8 protein-coding genes and 1 pseudogene are annotated in these 16,533 nt (G+C 56.3%); 3 read left to right on the top strand and 6 right to left on the bottom strand.

Features of this window, described 5'->3' with window-relative positions:
• Positions 1-180: 180 nt before the first annotated feature.
• Positions 181-771: pseudogene (locus RX327_RS30435) on the bottom strand (DUF938 domain-containing protein); the annotation flags it as partial.
• 634 nt (positions 772-1,405) lie between these two features.
• Positions 1,406-2,335 carry a TauD/TfdA dioxygenase family protein gene (locus RX327_RS30430; RefSeq protein ID WP_283088114.1) on the bottom strand — a complete coding sequence of 310 codons (930 nt, stop codon included), beginning with the start codon at positions 2,333-2,335 and terminating at the stop codon, positions 1,406-1,408.
• A 525-nt stretch (positions 2,336-2,860) separates the two neighbouring features.
• Between RX327_RS30430 and RX327_RS39335 the strand changes: the two genes are divergently transcribed.
• Together RX327_RS39335 and RX327_RS30425 are read left to right on the top strand one after the other, a co-directional pair.
• On the top strand, positions 2,861-3,211 hold the full coding sequence (locus RX327_RS39335) for a molybdopterin cofactor-binding domain-containing protein (protein WP_410712202.1): 351 nt from the start codon (positions 2,861-2,863) through the stop codon (positions 3,209-3,211).
• A gap of 317 nt (positions 3,212-3,528) precedes the next feature.
• Positions 3,529-4,203 carry a 4'-phosphopantetheinyl transferase gene (locus RX327_RS30425; protein ID WP_317247994.1) on the top strand — a complete coding sequence of 225 codons (675 nt, stop codon included), beginning with the start codon at positions 3,529-3,531 and terminating at the stop codon, positions 4,201-4,203.
• Positions 4,204-4,640: 437 nt separating this feature from the next.
• Here the strand turns inward: RX327_RS30425 and RX327_RS30420 are convergent, their stop codons facing one another.
• Together RX327_RS30420 and RX327_RS30415 are read right to left on the bottom strand one after the other, a co-directional pair.
• Positions 4,641-6,053, bottom strand: a complete 1,413-nt coding sequence (locus RX327_RS30420; RefSeq protein ID WP_317247993.1) for an MATE family efflux transporter — start codon at positions 6,051-6,053, stop codon at positions 4,641-4,643.
• Between the two features lie 5 nt (positions 6,054-6,058).
• The gene (locus RX327_RS30415) at positions 6,059-12,628 is read right to left on the bottom strand and encodes a non-ribosomal peptide synthetase (RefSeq protein ID WP_317247992.1); all 6,570 of its coding nucleotides are present in this window, start codon (positions 12,626-12,628) and stop codon (positions 6,059-6,061) included.
• A 987-nt stretch (positions 12,629-13,615) separates the two neighbouring features.
• Here RX327_RS30415 and RX327_RS39330 point away from each other — a divergent pair.
• A complete protein-coding gene (locus RX327_RS39330; RefSeq protein ID WP_283090653.1) occupies positions 13,616-14,161 on the top strand; it encodes a GNAT family N-acetyltransferase in 546 nt (181 codons plus the stop codon).
• Positions 14,162-14,520: 359 nt separating this feature from the next.
• Here RX327_RS39330 and RX327_RS30405 read toward each other — a convergent pair whose 3' ends face one another.
• Positions 14,521-15,831 (bottom strand): type II toxin-antitoxin system HipA family toxin, encoded by a 1,311-nt coding sequence (locus RX327_RS30405; RefSeq protein WP_317247990.1) that lies wholly within the window; start codon positions 15,829-15,831, stop codon positions 14,521-14,523.
• A complete protein-coding gene (locus RX327_RS30400; protein WP_283090652.1) occupies positions 15,831-16,085 on the bottom strand; it encodes a helix-turn-helix domain-containing protein in 255 nt (84 codons plus the stop codon). The genes RX327_RS30405 and RX327_RS30400 overlap by 1 nt, the downstream gene beginning before the upstream one ends.
• Between the last annotated feature and the right edge of the window lie 448 nt (positions 16,086-16,533).

Genomic DNA, 16,533 nt, shown 5'->3' with positions numbered 1-16,533 from the left:
GCAGTGCAATCGTTCAAGCCTTGCGCACAGCCGCCGCCGATTTGCTGAACCGAACTTGACAGCAGGCGGGTGGTCCTTGCCAATGAAGTGCCAACATGGGCATTGAGTTTGGTCGGCACGATAGGCACGCCTTGGCCTTGCAGGCCCTGTGCTTGTCACGAATTCTCAGCCGTTAGTCACTCATCGCCAAGCGTCTGGGCACTCGGTAGGTCTGGAAGGCGCCATGAGTGCGAAATAGCCGGAATCGCCGCGCCATACACTGCAGATGCTGATCGGCCGTTCAGGATCTACCGAGGAGCAGAATGAAATTACTGGCGGGCAAATCCAATTGCCGTTGAGCGCCAGTCCATGCTTTCGAGCCTCCCTTTCAATATCCCGCACGTCTTTGAGACCCCATTCAGGCACGTCGGTCGCCCGAATCTCCCTGTCGAATGCCTCGTTCGACGACGTGGTGTATTTCCCGTCAATTTTGAAGGGACCATAGATTGCGATGAAGCCGGTTGGTTTCAGGAGCTTTGCGCCAAGCGCAGCAATGCCGTCGGCGATTGAGACGGGGGCAACATGGAAGACGTTGATGACGAAGATGACGTCGTAGAGCTGCTCACGGGCGTCTGGCCAAGTTGACGGGACCGTGAGATCGACCAAAACGGGACCAGCAATGTTATTGTTATCGCCTTCGAGGCGCTTCCTTTTGATGGTCTCGAAGACATCTTGATCGTAATCGGAAGGCTGAAACCGAATGCGCGGGAAATGGGACGCAAGGTAGTTGACATGTAATCCGGCCCCAGTCGCTACTTCAAGCGCGTCACCCTCAGTAGGAAAGAGTTCTTTGAAGCTTTAGGATCGCGTCCTTATTGCGGTTGCCCGCCCAGGCGACATAAGGGCTGAGCGGATAAGCATCGATGTTGGGTCTGTCGTCGGACAATCGCGTACGCCTTGCTTCGATGGCGAAGACATGGCCCGGACTCGTCTTTCGGGGCAAATTACGAAGCGGTGCTAGCCTCGGTTTGCCCGTCCGGTATCGGCATGAAGCGGATCTATGGAGCCTCGGCGTCCGCTGTCGGGCGGAGCGAAAGCGTATCGCGATGGAGCGTGGGAGAATCGTCTGATGGACCAAACCTTCTCGGTGGTCGACGTTCACACCTGCCGGCTGAGACCGGATCCCGCGTGACCTCGGGCAGACCAAACTTCCCCTCTCGAACGGGTTCCTGCGCCGCCAAGCTCCGTACACGCGGCGAAATTCAATCTGTTGCGAGCTGGCTGATCCAAAGCGGTCGACGAGGGCGGCGGCGACTAAAGGTAGAATCTTGCTTCGCCGCGTGGGCCGTTTGGTCTGCGGATCCAGAAAGAGGCGAACGCGCAATGGAAAAATCTGCACCAGCGAACTTCCGTGAATTTGAGTGGGCTAGGTGACCACCATGGGTGGTTGCTTGGAGATCTTGTGGCGCGTTACACTGACCCGGCCGTCGACGCTGACGGGCACATCGCCATCGATCGTGGCGCGACGCATGACACGATGCTGGTCGCCGTAGTCATTGACCGCGTAATGCTGTGTTGCGCGGTTGTCCCAGATCGCGACATCGCCCACCTTCCAGTTCCAACGCACGGTGTTCTCGGGTGCCGTGATATGGGACTGGAATAGGTCGAACAGCTTCTGGCCATCGCGTTTGGGGATGGCAACAAAACGCTGTACCACATCGCCGAGCACCAGCGCGCGATCGCCGGTTTCGGGATGGACGCGCACGACGGGATGCTCGGTCTCAAAGATGGTTCTGGTAAAGACCTCATCAAAATGCTTCATGTCGACCTCGCGGACACGAGCCGTTCCGGCGTAATCGAAGGCGTTGGTATGAACTGCCCAGAGTTCATCGGCGAGCCGCTGCAGCGGCGGCGGCAGATCCAGGTAAGCAGCCGCTGTGTTCGACCACACCGTATCCCCACCAAAGGGTGGGATCACAATGGCTCGCAGCACCGAGATTTTGGGATAGGCCGCGGTGAACGTCCCATCTGCGTGCCAGACGTCAGCCCGACTACCTCCGCGGGCTGAATCGAGCTCGATGATTGACGTCGTTCCCTTGGTGGTAGCGAGCGTCGGATGCGGTACAAGCTTTCCCAAACGAATAGCAAAGCGTTCCTGCTCCGGATCGTCGAGATGATCCTGTTCGCGGAAGAAGATCACCTTGTGTGCGAGTAGCAAGCTGTTGATTGCAGTAATCGTGTGGCTCGGCAAATCGCCCGATAGTTTGATATTTCTGATTTCAGCGCCGATGCGCGCGGCGCGTTTGACGACGTCGCTACACGGAATGATACTATCGATCAAAGCTTCTTCGCTCATGGTGGTCTTCCGAGCCTCGAGGTCCTTAACTGCTGCATTCGGTCTGTTGATCTGCTTCGAGCGAGGTATGCTTCCCGAAGCACGGATCGCGCTGGGCATTTCTGGTTTCGTGCCTCTGCATGCTCTTAGCTCTAAGCTGCTGTTGCTGGGGCAAAGCAATGGCCATGCCAGTGCTGCTAAGGCATGCCAAGCCTCTGGCTTTGCCTCAAAGTTTATCGGGCCTTTTGTGCGGGCTGTGTTTTAAACCTGACAGACATTTTATACCGCTGTCAGCACATGGACGTCGGTATCCAAAGAGGCTCCTCGAGCTTCAAGCTGAAAAACGGCTTCTATTATTGCCCTCATTCGACCGTTGGAGGGGTCTAAGCGATGAGATATAGATCTCAGTGCCAGAGGCGTCGTCGATGGTGACGCGGAGCAAGGGGCGATTGCGGTCAAACCGCTTCGGCACGTTCCATTGGTCATAGTTCGAGCGTGTGATAATCGCGACCCGCGCCGCACCGGCACCGGGCCAGGGGGACGTCGATTTACAGTAATGGTGGCGGGGGCACGGCACAGGGAATCGGTTCAGCGATCTATGAAGAGTACAAGTATGCCGACGACGGCCAACTACTGACCGCAAACTTCGCCGACTATCTCCTGCCCAGTGTCAACGGAGTGCCTCCGAACCTCCGGGGCGGGCACGTCGTAACGCCGTCACTCTTTACCGAATACGGGATCAAAGGCTGTGGCGAGAGTGGTAGGCTGGGCGCTCCGCCCGCCATAGCCAGCGCAATCGAGGACGCGTTGAAGCCTTTCAGAGTCAAGGCGGACTTCTTGCCCTTGACGTCGGCGAAGCTGCGCGGCCAAATTCGTGAAGCGACGGCGAACCAGTAGCACTTCCTGAGCAGTGCGAGTTTCGTGCCGGAACCTCACACACATATCTCCGAGCTTTAAAACGGCGGCTGCTGTGCGCTCAACCTGACCGACAACTGCAGGACGCGATGTCTTCCGCTCGACGAAAGAGCATTGCCACGAAGAACTGGAGTTCTGGGCAACCAAGGCGGTGGGCATAGTCATCCTAGTCCGCCTGGATGACAGGGACCGCACTGGCGGGCGAATAAAATCCAGACAAAGTCGGCGATGACCCAATCTAGCCGCTTCTTGAAATTTCAAAGTTGTGGGCGTAACGCTCATTATGAAGAGCCCTAGCTATGAAAATGCTCGAGATCTTAGAGGCGGCTATCGGCGCAGTGTTGACCCACGGCATCTGTTTTTCGGGCGGGCCAATACGTGATCCGATTCCCCTGCCACTCCCGGCTGAAGCTGAAATGTTGGGGAGCGTCTCAGTTCGGCGTCAGCGTGAATTTGCCTGGGGGCGGTATCACGCGCGCCAGGCCTTGCGTCAACTGGGTTTTGCGCCTGTTCCCATTCTGAGGAAGGTAGATCGGGCTCCTCTGTGGCCCTCGGGCGTCATCGGCAGCATTTCGCATTCTTCGTCTCATGGCGGAGCTGTTGTCGGGCGCTCGAATACTGTGCTCGCTCTGGGGCTGGACATTGAGGACCAAGAACCGCTAGGAGCGGACCTTGCGCCGATTATATGCACCCCTGCCGAATTGGAGCGTGCCGAGTGGTGTAGCGGTCGCTCCGGACCAGGATTAATCTTCGCAATAAAGGAAGCCGTATACAAATCATATGCGCCGGCAACTGGTGAATTCTTGGATTTTCACGATGTCTGCGTCCGGATTAGTGACCAGAGTAGCTCCTTCGAGGCCGAGATTATCAATTCGGAAAAACCGGCAATCTTTGGTAGTCGAACAATAAATGGAGTTTACTTTCCCTTCGCCGGAGGAGTTGTTGCATTGGCTGCTCGATTTCGGCACATGTAGAGCAGCCTTGGTTGCGTGCCGACCATCTGTTTTCGCAAAGCGAGCTGCGAGGTCGAGGAGGGGGCGCTCGCAACTAAAATATGTAGAATTTCGAGTCCGATGGCGAAATCTGCAGTGATGCTGCATCACACTTCTAGGCAGCCGGATCTATGGGCGGTATCCTCGCCACAACGCATGACAATGCGTCCGCTTGCCGAGTCTTGGCCCGAAGGTCCCCACCGGACATCATCCTTGAACAAATACATTCGACTTCGGACGAGAGGCGATCGGCGCCAACTGGCGGTCGTCGTAACTGTGGACGACGCGAGTGCGGGGCAAGGATCGGTGATCTGCCGCTGCTCGCCAATGTTTACCTGCACTTCAATGCTTTATCACGAGATGTACAACAAACGTGAATTGCATTCAGCCCGATGCTCTGGGCTCCGATGATTGTCGGGTCAACCCGCGATCTCGACCGCTCTTGAAGCAGATTGCCCGATCGCTTGTCTGAGCTCGGCGAACTGGTGCAACATGACAAACAGCGCGATAATGCCGGCTCCCAGCTCAGCGATTGCTTGACTGGCCAACAGTCCATTGAAACCCGATATGACGGGGAATAACATTACGGCCGGTATGAAGAGATAGCCTTGCCTCGCCAAGGATACAACCGCACTGAGGCGCGCTCTTCCGAACGACTGAAGCATCGCCGTCACGAAACTCTGAATACCAAAAAGTCCGAAAAAGAGATGGAATACGATGCAGGTCGAGACGGCAATTTCCGTGACCTTCTCGCTATCGCTGAACAGCCTGACCAAAGGCCGCGCAAAAATCACAACCGCCGCAGAATAGGCGACGGAAAGAGCGACGGTCATGGAGAGTATGAACTTCGCGGTCTTCAATACGCGAGCAAAGTCGCGTGAGCCCCAACCAAAACCCAGGACTGCTTGCGAGCCTAGACAGAAGCCGGTGATAGGCAGCGCGCCGATCGTCAGCAATCGCACAGCTATTCCCACGGCCGCGATGAAATCGTCGCCGAACGGCGCAGCAGCTCTGTACAAGAGCATGAAGGCGATGGCTGCTAGAATGCTGCTCATGGTCGCCGGCGCCCCTATCAGCGCGAGCCGTCTGATGCGCTCTGCTCGCAATGAGATGCGCGACACTCTGAGGACGACTATCCCGCGAAGGTTTGCAAAATACGCGATATAGAGGCTCATAGCAGCGATCTGAGATGCCAGCGTTGCGAGAGCTGCGCCTCGCACACCGAGGTCAAGCAAGAATATGAAGGCGGGATCGAGCACAGCGTTCAGTACGAAGGCGGTAATCATCGTCCACATGCTGAATCGTGTGTTGCCCTCGGCTCTGACGATGAAGCCGTTCACGATGTTTAGAAGCATCAAAGTGTATCCGAATAAAAGCGTCGCCGCGTAGTCGAGTGCTACTGGCATGATGGTTGACGTTGCCCCGAGCGCAACAAAAATCCCTCGCAGGTTAAGAAGCAGAGCGACCGTAAGCATGATACCGATCGGAGCGGCCACCGCGAGTGCAGTACTCGCGCCTCGACTGGCCTCCAGGTACTCACCAGCGCCAAGATGACGAGATATGAACGAGGCTGTTCCAACACCGATCCCCTGTCCGACTGCCGTGAGCAGGACCACGATCGGCAAAGTCATGCCGACAGCTGCGATCGCCTGCGCACCAAGTGAGCCAACAAAGATCGCATTGACGGCCTGCTGTAACGCGTTGGTCGACAAGCCAACAACAGACGGAAGGGCGAGCCGCAAGATGAGGCCCAAGAGATCGGGGTCCGATAGATCGACGCGCGTTTCTCTCACGGACATCACATTGGGATCTCTTCCCGGCGAATTCGCCATCCGGCTCATTCACGGATGAAAGTGTCGCCAGCTCTTCCGAACTCGCCGATGGTCTGCAACAGCTCCTGTTGCAACACCGTGCAAAGATTGCGAGTCATCTCATAACCGGACTGAGTTGGATTATACCTCGTTTCGATCTCTAGGTGGCCATCTTGATATCCGACACTGAACCAGAAGAGGTAATTCACGCCCGCTTCATCCATGTCTTTGCCAATCCACAGCGGAGAAGGTTCGTTGCCTAGAAAGTGGCGTGGAAAATTGCGCTGCAAGCCCACTCGATAATTCAATCCAATTCTGGGTAAGGGCAGGCGATCGATCCTGCTGCGCACGGATGGATCTCGGTTCAGAAATTTCATGGCTCGAAAGCCAATTCCCCCGCGTGGTAGGGCGTTGCGTTGGCGGAATATTGAACGAGCACGATCGGGACGAGCCTCCGTTTCTGTGAGACTCAAGGGAAGCGGGATGATCTCGCTTATAACGCCGATAATCTGAGATGGATCGAAATCGTCAAACAGCCGACCTCGGGTCGAGGTAAGGCTATCAATCCAGAGGGAATAGTTGCCGAAAACACGTCCAAATGCGCCGGATATCGCTGCAACAAATACGTCAAAGTGCTGGCAATGCGCCCATCGAGCGGCAATATTGAGGAGATCAGCCGTCGCGTCTTTGTCAATCTCCAGGTGGTGCTTGGCCTGATCTTCCCAAAGAGATCGGCAATTGGCTTTATCCATGCGACCTTCAAGGCGTGCATAGTGAAGCTCTCTCGCGGTCACTTCCGAGAAGCTCGCGGCGCTCGATGCAGTGTTACTGATGTTGAAATTGAGTTCATGGTAGTTGATCCTCTCCCAAAAGTTAAGTTCGGCTGGTGCTTCGCTGTTCGCGTAATGCTCAAGGCGGTTCAGCCATGGAGAGAGCATTTGTCTGTTCTCGCCATCATTCACGGCTTGGCCTGAAGCAAGGGAGTGGTACTCCGCATCCAATGCTTCCAGGAATAGTCGATAACCTATCCCGTCGACTACAAAATGATGTAACAACAGCAGCAGATAGTAATCGCCACTTTCTGATGTGCGGAACACCGTGACTTTGACAAGAGGCATCTGACCGTCAAACCGAAACATATGTTGACGTCTTGTTGAGATGCTCTCGATTGCTTGGCGCTGCCGTCGATCGCTTGTCCCGACAAGGTCGATCTGCTCCACAGGGCATTCGGCTAAAGGAGGTCCGATAGTCAAGAGTAGGCCGTCATCAGTTCTGGTGATACGGAGCCGGAGGCCTTCGTGCCTATCCATGACACGTGCAAGGGCGCGCTCCAGTATGGCGATATTCAGGGTGCCCGCCGGCAAAAAGAACAGATCGCCAATGTTGAAATGCTCATCGAAGCCGGCAAGGCGGTTCCAAGAAGAGATTGCGGGGCAAACTGGCAATCGACCCTCCGCGGAAGAGAAGGATGGAGCCGCGGCTTCGTCTGCCGCCAAGTCCCTGATAGTCGGTGTCTGATAGATTTGGCGGACCGTGAAATTCAGCCCCGCTTTGCGCGCCAACGTGACGCACCGTACGCTCAGTAGAGAGTCTCCGCCGATATCGAAGAAGCTCTGATCGATGCCGACCCGCTTGACTCCCAATAGATCCCGCCAGATCCCGGCAAGAATGCGCTCCTTTCTGGTGCGAGGCTCAGCGGATTGACCAGGCCCGGCCTGGCGGTAGGGAACAGACGATAGACGAGCACGATCGATCTTTCCACTCGCCGTAAGGGGGATACCGTCAACCAAATGGAAGGCGAAGGGAATCATGTAAGACACTAATGTGCGGCGCAGGTGGGCGACAATATCTTCAGAGCTTAGATCGTCCCGCGTCGAAACCACGCTAGCGATCAAGCGACGATCGTCATCTATGCCTTCTAATACGACCGTGGACTTTTTGATCGCCGGATGAGTGTCAAGGGCCGCTTCGATCTCCTCCAGTTCGATTCGAAATCCCCGCACCTTGACCTGGTTGTCCAATCGGCCGCAAATCTCGACAAGGCCGCTCGTCGAGATACGTGCGATATCGCCACTTCGATAAAGAACGCTGTATTCTCCGTCATCATACGGATTCGCCACGAAGCAGCGGTTCGTCCGATCTTGATCCCGCCAGTACCCGGCGCTCATGCAGCGTCCCGCGATACAGAGTTCGCCGGCAGCCCCGACAGGGAGTCGCTTCAACCGGGCATCGAGTACGTAGAGTTTGACGTTATCGATTGGCCGACCAACGGGGACGAAGGACAAGTCGTCGCAGGTATTCGACGCATCGTGGACTGCTGCATTGGAAGCGCATTCCGTGGCACCATAGAAATTCCAAAGTGGCACGCCCGGGAAAGACCGACGCCAGCGCACAGGGAGTGAGGAAGGCATCGGCTCGGCGCTGCTTGTGACCAACCGCAATGCGGTCGGTAACGGGCGCCGTTGCTGCGAAGCAATGAGGCCGGACAGGAGTGGCGGCGAGCCAAATAGGTGTGTCGCGCGATGTCTCGCCAACGTGCACAACAACAGATCCGGATCCAACAACTGCGCTTGGGTAAGGATCAGGGTTGGCACACCTCTCAGAAGGCCCCCAAAGTACTCCCAAGCGGACGCAACGAGTGATGCGGATTTTTGAACAACCATCACGTCCGTACCGTCGAAGGGAAAGCTTCGCCACATCCAATTCAACCGATTGAGAACTGCCGATTCCGGTACGAGGACCCCTTTCGCCTTCCCGGTGGAGGACGACGTGTATATTAGGCTCGCAATTTCCCGATCTGATGGTTTGTTTCTCCGCTCGACAGCGTACGAGGGGGCGCCGCGCCTTTCCAGCGTCGAAAGACAAATTGACGGCATGTCAAAGCCAAGGTCAGTGGTACTTGCGTGAACCAAAAGCTTTGCCTGGCTATCTCGCAGGATATGTTCGATCCGATCACGCGGATAATCCGGCGATATAGGGATAACAATGGACTGCAATGTTCGCGCCGCAAGAATAACAGCGGTCACATCAGGCGACCGGTCGACCAACATGGCGACCATATCACCAGCGCCCACGTCAGAAGCCTGCAGCAACGACCTTATAGCTGTTACGCGCTCACGCAGGTGGCCGAATGTCACCTCACCGAAATCACCAAAGTATGCCAGCTGGTTCCGATTAGAGAGGCTGATTTGCTCGAACGCTTCGACAAGCGGACATTCAGCCTCGTATGGTGGCGCTGAGCCATCTAGCGCGTCCAGCATAGCGACGTCTGAGGAGCTGAGGCAGCTCAGATCTTCAATGGGCGCAAGCGGGTTCTCAACGCAGGCGGCAATCAGACAGCGCAGGTTGTCAGCCATGCGGACAATCAGATCGCTGGGGAATATGTCTTCCGAATATGCTAGCTGGAGGGCAATCTTATCGTCCTGTTCTTGTGCGTACAATGTCAGGTCGAATTTGACGTAGCCGGTGTCGTATTCCCGGAATGTCATGTCCAACTCGTGCCGCCGAACTGGGTCCGCGGCCTCGGAGTACATGTTGAACATGACTTGGAAGATCGGTGATCGTCCCGTTTCGCGATGGAGGCGGGTATCCCTCACCATCCAGCCGAACGGATATGCCGAATTTGCGATGCCGTCGCTGACCAGGCCCTGGACGTGCAAGGCATGAACCGCAAAGGACTGGCCGACATCGATAGCCGTGCGGATTGGCAGCATATTCAGGAAAAAGCCAACGATGTCGGCGGTACCAGATTGATCCCGCACGACGTGCGGTATGCCGACGATAATGTCATCCTGACCGCTATACATTCGCAGCAGCAGCTTGAAGCAAGCAAGGAGTGTTGTCGAGGTGGTGCACTTATGTCGGCGCGCAAAGCCCCGTAGCTGATCTGAGAGCTCGCTGCCAAGCAGCACCGCATGCGAGGCGCCGCGGTAGGAGTTTGTCTGCGGCCGCGCTCGTTTCGTTCCAAGGGAAAGCACTGGCGGATCATCACCAATCTGACGACGCCAATAGCTGCGTTGGTTGGCCAGCGCCTCTGGATTAACGTGTTCTTTTTCCCAGACTGCGTAGGTCGAGAGTGACATGCGGTTCTCTGGCAAAAGCGTCGAGGCATCGGCGTACCGTTGTCGAAGGTCTCTGAGCAGAACAGAGATCGACCAAGCATCGATGATAACCTCGTGAGCGGTGATCAGTATGAGATGATTGTCAGGGCCAAGACGGATCATGTGCGCGCGGAACAGGTGGCCTTGGCTGAGATCAAAGTTGCCGTTCAGCTCTGTTCGCCGTAACTGTGCGATCAGTTCCTCACTTTCCTGCGTCGTGAGATGAGATGCATCCGTCAATTCAAGACTTGCGCATTGCGGGGCATCAAAAAGCTGAACCGGACCGTCCTCGTCGACAAAGCGTGCAGATAGTGCCTGATGGGAATGAAAAACATCGGTCCAGGCGCGATTGAACGCTACCGTATCAATAACGCCCTTTATTTGCAGGCCGCCTTGAATGATGTAGTTCCTGGCAGACGGATCGAGCCGCCAGAGAAACCATAGGTGCTCCTGAACTCGCGTCAAAGGCGACCGGGTGAGTCTTCCGCACGTGGGGGCCGTGTAGGGTTTGGAGTCGAGCCGGGCCGAGATCGAATCCGCAAGAGAACGGATCGTTCCATTCAGGACCAGCCTGAAATCCGCTCTTACTCCGAGCTGGGCCTGCAACTGGCCCAGTATGAGCATTGACCTGAGCGAGTCTCCGCCCAGGCTTATGAACTGGTCATTCACGCCAATGTTATTAACACGGAGAACGCCGGACCAAATCTTGCACAACTGAACTTCGAGCTCGGTTTGCGGCTCTTCGAATGGCGTCGACAGTTGAGGGCGAACACTGGTCGGGTCTGGCAATGCTCCAAAATCGACCTTTCCGTTTCTGGTCAGTGGAATACCGCCGATGTGGATAATCCTCTCTGGGAGCATGTAGGTGGGAAGCGCTTCGGCAAGAAAGTTCTGAAGCTCACCTTCCGTAACTTCAACTGGAGCTGACACATACGCGATGAGGCGTCTCGATCCAGTTACCCCCTCGGCCCGGGTTATGTCTCTCGCCGTAAGCTTTACGCCTGCGCAAACGGAGGCGACCGCGACGGCGCCACATACCAAATGATGAGCGGTGAGGCGGGCCTCGATTTCTCCGAGTTCAATTCTGTGTCCGCGGATTTTGACCTGACGATCTCGCCGACCTAGACATTCCAAAAGGCCATCGGAACGAACGCGCCCCAGATCACCCGTCCTGTATAGGCGCTGGAACGACGGGTCGTTTGAGAACGGGTTTGGCCGAAAGGCGTCCTTGGTGCGGACATAGTCATTGACGTAGCCAGCAGCGACACCAACGCCGCTAACACAGAGTTCGCCGACTTCTCCCGGTTTGCACAGGGTCGATCCGTCGGCGACATAAACCTCAAGGTTAGGAATCGGCTCGCCGATTGGCACGTAAGCGTCGGCCAGCGAAGGTGGTTCGGAAACCAGATAGTGCGTAACACCGTCTGCACACTCGGTTGGGCCATAATGATTAAGAATGGGGATGTGGGGATATAAGGTGAGCCACTCGCGCGCCAGTCCGGGTGTTAGAGGTTCTCCGACCGTAGAAATAAACCGCAAACTATCCATAGCTCGCTCTGCGGCCGTAATCGATTTCAGATATTCAACGAATACTGCAAGCATCGACGGAACGAATTGAATAATCGTCGCGCCGGATCCTTGAATTGCTTTGAGAAGGGATGCTGGCGATTTCAGTGTTACATCGTCGATGATCGCGATACAGCCTCCGACGCTAAGCCCCGCGAGGAGCTGCCATAGCGAGATGTCAAAGCACTGCGATGCCGTCTGCGCGATGCAATCGGCGCGAGTGAGATTTAGGGCATCAATCTTTGCCGTCAAATGATTGTTTAGGGCAGCGCTCGCGATCATTACGCCCTTAGGCTGACCCGTCGAACCAGAAGTAAACAGAATGTAGGCGAGTTCGTCCTCGCTCGATAATGGCGAGATAGGCGAGGTCAGGCCTCCGCGCAACGCCGCCTCTAACGTCATGAATTGCATGGTGCCTTTACTGCTCGCCTGGAACTGGCTGAGCCGATCCAGCTTGTCGGAGCCGATAATCAGAGCGCAACGACTTTGGTCGATCATGAATGACGTGCGCGAAGAAGGTAACGATGGATCGAGTGGCAGGTAGGTTGATCCGGCCTTCAAGATTGCAACGACAGTCGTCGCCCAGTCGAGGCCTCGTTCACCCCAATAGCCAACGACTGCCTCCTGAGCGCCATGGTCTCGCAACGTCCTTGCGAGGGCATCCGATCTTAATCGCAGCGCTCCGTAGGTGAGTTCAGCTGCGCCGTGCTTCAGCGCAAGCCTGTCTGGATCCGAGTGAGCAAGACGATCGATCGCCGCGATCGCGTCGATCGGCTGGCGTTCTACAAACTGAGTTTCTATGGATCGAGTTTCCATAGGCATTAGGCCCTGCCAATCGTCGCGTCGTGCGATCTTTAGCAACGGACGTGCCAACCTTTGACAAAGAGACCGATCCGCAAGCCTCGCCGCAAGCCGGGGCACCTCGCGCATTTGGTGTCTGGCTCCTGACATAAGTCGTCTTTGACCGACAAAGTCATGTCAGATAACAGCCGATCAATCTCGCTGGATAAAGCGATGGTGCGATCGGCGCCCAGAAATTGAATATGGTCAACCCAGATAACGCGAGTCGTCCTCACCGCGATGACAACTGCCGTATTGCTTCAGTTTGCCTGTTCATGGCGGCCCTCGGTGGGCGAGAGCTCAAGTGTGGAAGCGGCGCAGTGGCGTTCAGCATATGATTCTGAAGCTGTCTTGGGCTCTACGCCTGCTTCTCGAAGAGCGACTGCACCCTCGATCTATGGACGGCGCGCCGAACCGTGGAGGTTGTTTCGCGGTGCTTGGCGCGAGAAGATGGGGGGCACCATCGGCTCCGAACAATGGTGTCCGTACTACCTAGCAAAACTGCATTCGGTTCGTAGTTGGCACGTGTTTTGAAACAAGAGACCTTATCCGGAGCCGCTCAGTGAGAGAGGAAGTGATACCTCATAAGATCGTTGCCTATCTGCGACCTCGACGTGTGACGCGTGCTTGCCGACTTGGTCGTGCCTGGACCTGGTTTAAAGCGCAGTCATCGCACGATGTTGTTTCGAGCGCCTGCTACGACTTCTTCACAACTGCAAGACTCGAGAATGTTCTTGTGTCACTTCGTTCGAGGTTGTTGCAGCCGGTCGAACGGTCTCGACGCCGAGAAAGTCGAAGTGTCCTTTAGGAAGGGCAGGCTCCAGATGATGCCAGAAGCTCGCGAGGAGGTCAGGTCAAGGATCATTCGCTGAGCAGCCTTCGTTGACAGCCGCCTTCTGAGGTAGGAGGAGGGCCGAACGAAAGCCAAGCGCATCTGGTGAAGCTCCGTAGGTGCCATCACTTCTGCTTTCGTTCAGAGGCATATGCATGCTCTACCCTTGCGGCTCTTACGTAGAAACAGAGACTCAGAAACGACATCATGACGCGGAGGCTGACATCGAATCTGCGCGCGCAAAAATGCGGGCAAGCACCGTCTGGACACTTGTGCTCGGCTTTGCCGCCGATCCACTGATGCGTTGGAGTTGGCCTGCCCCAAGGCAATATCTTAGGAACATGCCTCAGTACATTAACGCCTGTGGCGGACGAGCATTCGAGCATGGCACAGCATACGTCGCGGAGGGGATTCGGGCCGCGGCCCTATGGCTGCCTCCCGGCGTACAGCAAGATGAGGAGGCGCTGGATGCAATCATGGCGCAGTCTCTGCGCCCGGAGATCGCCAGAGATATGGCGGATCTACGGCAGGGAATGGCCAAACATCGTCCCCCTGAGCCGCATTGGTATCTGCCTCTCATTGCCGCCGATCCGAACTGGGTCGGACAAGGGCTTGGTACATTGCTGATGAAGTGCGCTCTTCGACGATGTGACGAAGAGGGCCTTGCTGCCTACCTCGAAAGTTCGAATCCGGAAAACATTTTGTTTTACCAACATCACGGCTTCAAGGTAATTGGAGAGATACAACACGGTTCTTCGCCGCCGCTCACGCCAATGTTGCGGACTGCTTAGTGAGCGGAGTTTGGAGGAGCATCGCACGCTCCTGCTCAACGCCTCTGACTCATCGCGAAAGCGTTTGATGGCCGCTCCGCTTTTGGATCGACGTGTTGATAGAAATCAGAGACGGGCCAAGGTGATGGACCAAATGGTTGGACGACATGTACTTCTGTTCTGCCTTGAGTACGCGCGCCATCACGGCGCAGCGGTCGCTGATGTTCTCATCCTTTCGTGCGAAGAAGACATGTAGCGGTACTAGCCGGCCGCACCAGCTCACGTGATGGATAGGCATTACGCTGTCCTTCGTTTCGGCTTTGCGAGCGCTGGCCGACCGCCATCCGATAGAACTGTTGGTTCCACCACGGTCGGCCAGCCTAATTTAACTCGTTGATCAGCTTGATGCGGTGGAGAGCAGCGGTCCGTATCGACTCCGTGATGTTTTTCGGGAAGCCTTTGGGCAAGGCTTTTGCGACCTTCTCGTAATTCGCCTCGAATGTCGCGGTCAGATCATCAAAGATCGAGCGCACGACAGGAATGCCGATGCCTGACATCTCGGCCGTCTGGACGAAATGGCGCGGCAGGATCTCATTCACTGTGTAGTGGCGGCTCTTCCCGACGGACATAGCCAGCTTGAACGACTTGGGCTGAATTTGCTTTGCATCCAGACTGGGTTGCGCGCTTAGCACATCATAAAGCGGCGTGAGGCGGAAGCGTCCTCCGGGGTTGAGGAAGATGCTGAAGTTCTTGGCATGGCCATCCGTGGCACCGATCAGCCAAAATACGACACCTGATCGCATGAAGATCGCGGTATCATCAGCGGGGGCATCGCTGCCCTTAAGCAGCTCGAGAATTTCTTTCATGCCGGGACCGCCATCCGATTGATATTTTCGTGTAGGCGGAATCGATAGGGCTTGGCAGCAATCCTCTTGTGGCAGCCGGAGTAGACGCTTGTCTTTTGTCCAGCGGCGGTCAAAACGCTCAACGACAAGCGTGCGACGGCCGCCGAAGTCCGCGATTTCGGCATTAGCCGCCGGCACGCCAAGAGCTGCAATCAGCTTGAGACAAAAATACTCGTTCTCGACGCTGTTTGAGAGGTCGACGCCGTTAGGCAAGCGCCCAATTTGTGGTTTCAGAATATGGGTGGTCGCAGTTGTTCCGGACGGCTTGTACCATTTGCTATCGCGGCGCAGTAGGGCTGTCTTTTCCTGAGCGCCGGCCAGCGAGATGCGGAAATCGTCGTCTTCGCCCATGCCAAGCGGCGCAGCGGCGAGGTTTTGAATGATGTCCGTAATTTCCTTGTCGCTGACCGGTTTCCCGTCGATCTTTCCCGTTGGAGCTGGATTGATGCCCTCCGGCAAAAATTGGAGCGCCCCGACACAGTCGTGGCCGACTGTCGAAAGCATGCTGTAGGCGTCGGTGCCATTTGCTCCGACGCGCTCGGCGACGCGCCTCCGTATCGTCTCACTATCGGGCAAGAGATTGTCGAAGACATTGATCACAGGCGCCCCAATGTACCGATCCTCGCGAAGCGGCAAGGAGAGCGAAATCGGGAACGTGGAGTTCCAGGCGAGCCAGTTGGCATCGTACCGGAAATCGATCGCCCCACTGGACTCGCGCTTGAGCATTCCCGCGTGACGGCCGTTCACGAATACGTTTAGTCGTGAATTAGCTCGCGAGCGGGCCATCAGAAGATATCCTCAATGTCGGCAGCGCTGGCTTTGCTTCGCGGACGAATGACGAGCTCGAGATCGAGCGCGGCCAAAGCCTCCATCACGGTGTGAAGCTGCATGGCCGGTGCCCCTCCTTCCAGCCGGGATACAGTTCCCTGCCGAAGATGGATGCTTTTCCCGAGGTCGGACTGTGTCAGGCCGGCCTTCTTACGAGCTCGGCGCAGGATCGCTCCGAGCTGCTTTTCTGTTCTCGCGATTTGCTGGGTCATGGTCTTCCTGCGGAATAAAATATACGCGATCGCGCATAAAAAGTAGATATACGCGATCCTGTATAAATTTTCTGTATACGAGATCGCGTATAAATTACCCGTATACGCGATCGCGGATAAGCTCCGAGCCGGGCATACCGCCGGCATGAAGGACAGTTCAAGTTGCAGGCCCATCTCAAGGCTGCGATAGGCGGCGAACGGCTGCTGTCCAGGGTAAACCACGATCTCGACGTTCCAGCAGGGGAACCCCACCGCGTCCGAACAGCAACGCTCATTAGAGCGGCTCGTCATGACCGTTCCGTCATGGCCCGTGGCACGCGGCGCCCCGTATGCCGGACCGGCAACAAGCCGCCTTCTTCATCAGCCGGTAGACGCGCTTGGCATTGGCGGGACCGTGGCCGGCGGATCGCCGCTCGTCGCTTTAGAGAGCAGCGATCCACCGGTATTC

The organism is Bradyrhizobium sp. BEA-2-5, from assembly GCF_032918025.1.
Lineage (GTDB): Bacteria > Pseudomonadota > Alphaproteobacteria > Rhizobiales > Xanthobacteraceae > Bradyrhizobium > Bradyrhizobium pachyrhizi.
The sequence above is the reverse complement of the archived record's forward strand: the minus strand, read 5'-3'. Positions and strand labels throughout refer to the sequence as shown.

Bases quoted from the DNA above. Each gene is read 5' to 3' on its own strand.
- RX327_RS30430 (WP_283088114.1), bottom strand. From the start codon at position 2,335: ATGAGCGAAGAAGCTTTGATCGATAGTATCATTCCGTGTAGCGACGTC.
- RX327_RS30425 (WP_317247994.1), top strand. From the start codon at position 3,529: ATGAAAATGCTCGAGATCTTAGAGGCGGCTATCGGCGCAGTGTTGACC.
- RX327_RS30420 (WP_317247993.1), bottom strand. From the start codon at position 6,053: ATGGCGAATTCGCCGGGAAGAGATCCCAATGTGATGTCCGTGAGAGAA.
- RX327_RS30415 (WP_317247992.1), bottom strand. From the start codon at position 12,628: ATGCGCGAGGTGCCCCGGCTTGCGGCGAGGCTTGCGGATCGGTCTCTT.
- RX327_RS39330 (WP_283090653.1), top strand. From the start codon at position 13,616: ATGCGGGCAAGCACCGTCTGGACACTTGTGCTCGGCTTTGCCGCCGAT.
- RX327_RS30405 (WP_317247990.1), bottom strand. From the start codon at position 15,831: ATGGCCCGCTCGCGAGCTAATTCACGACTAAACGTATTCGTGAACGGC.
- RX327_RS30400 (WP_283090652.1), bottom strand. From the start codon at position 16,085: ATGACCCAGCAAATCGCGAGAACAGAAAAGCAGCTCGGAGCGATCCTG.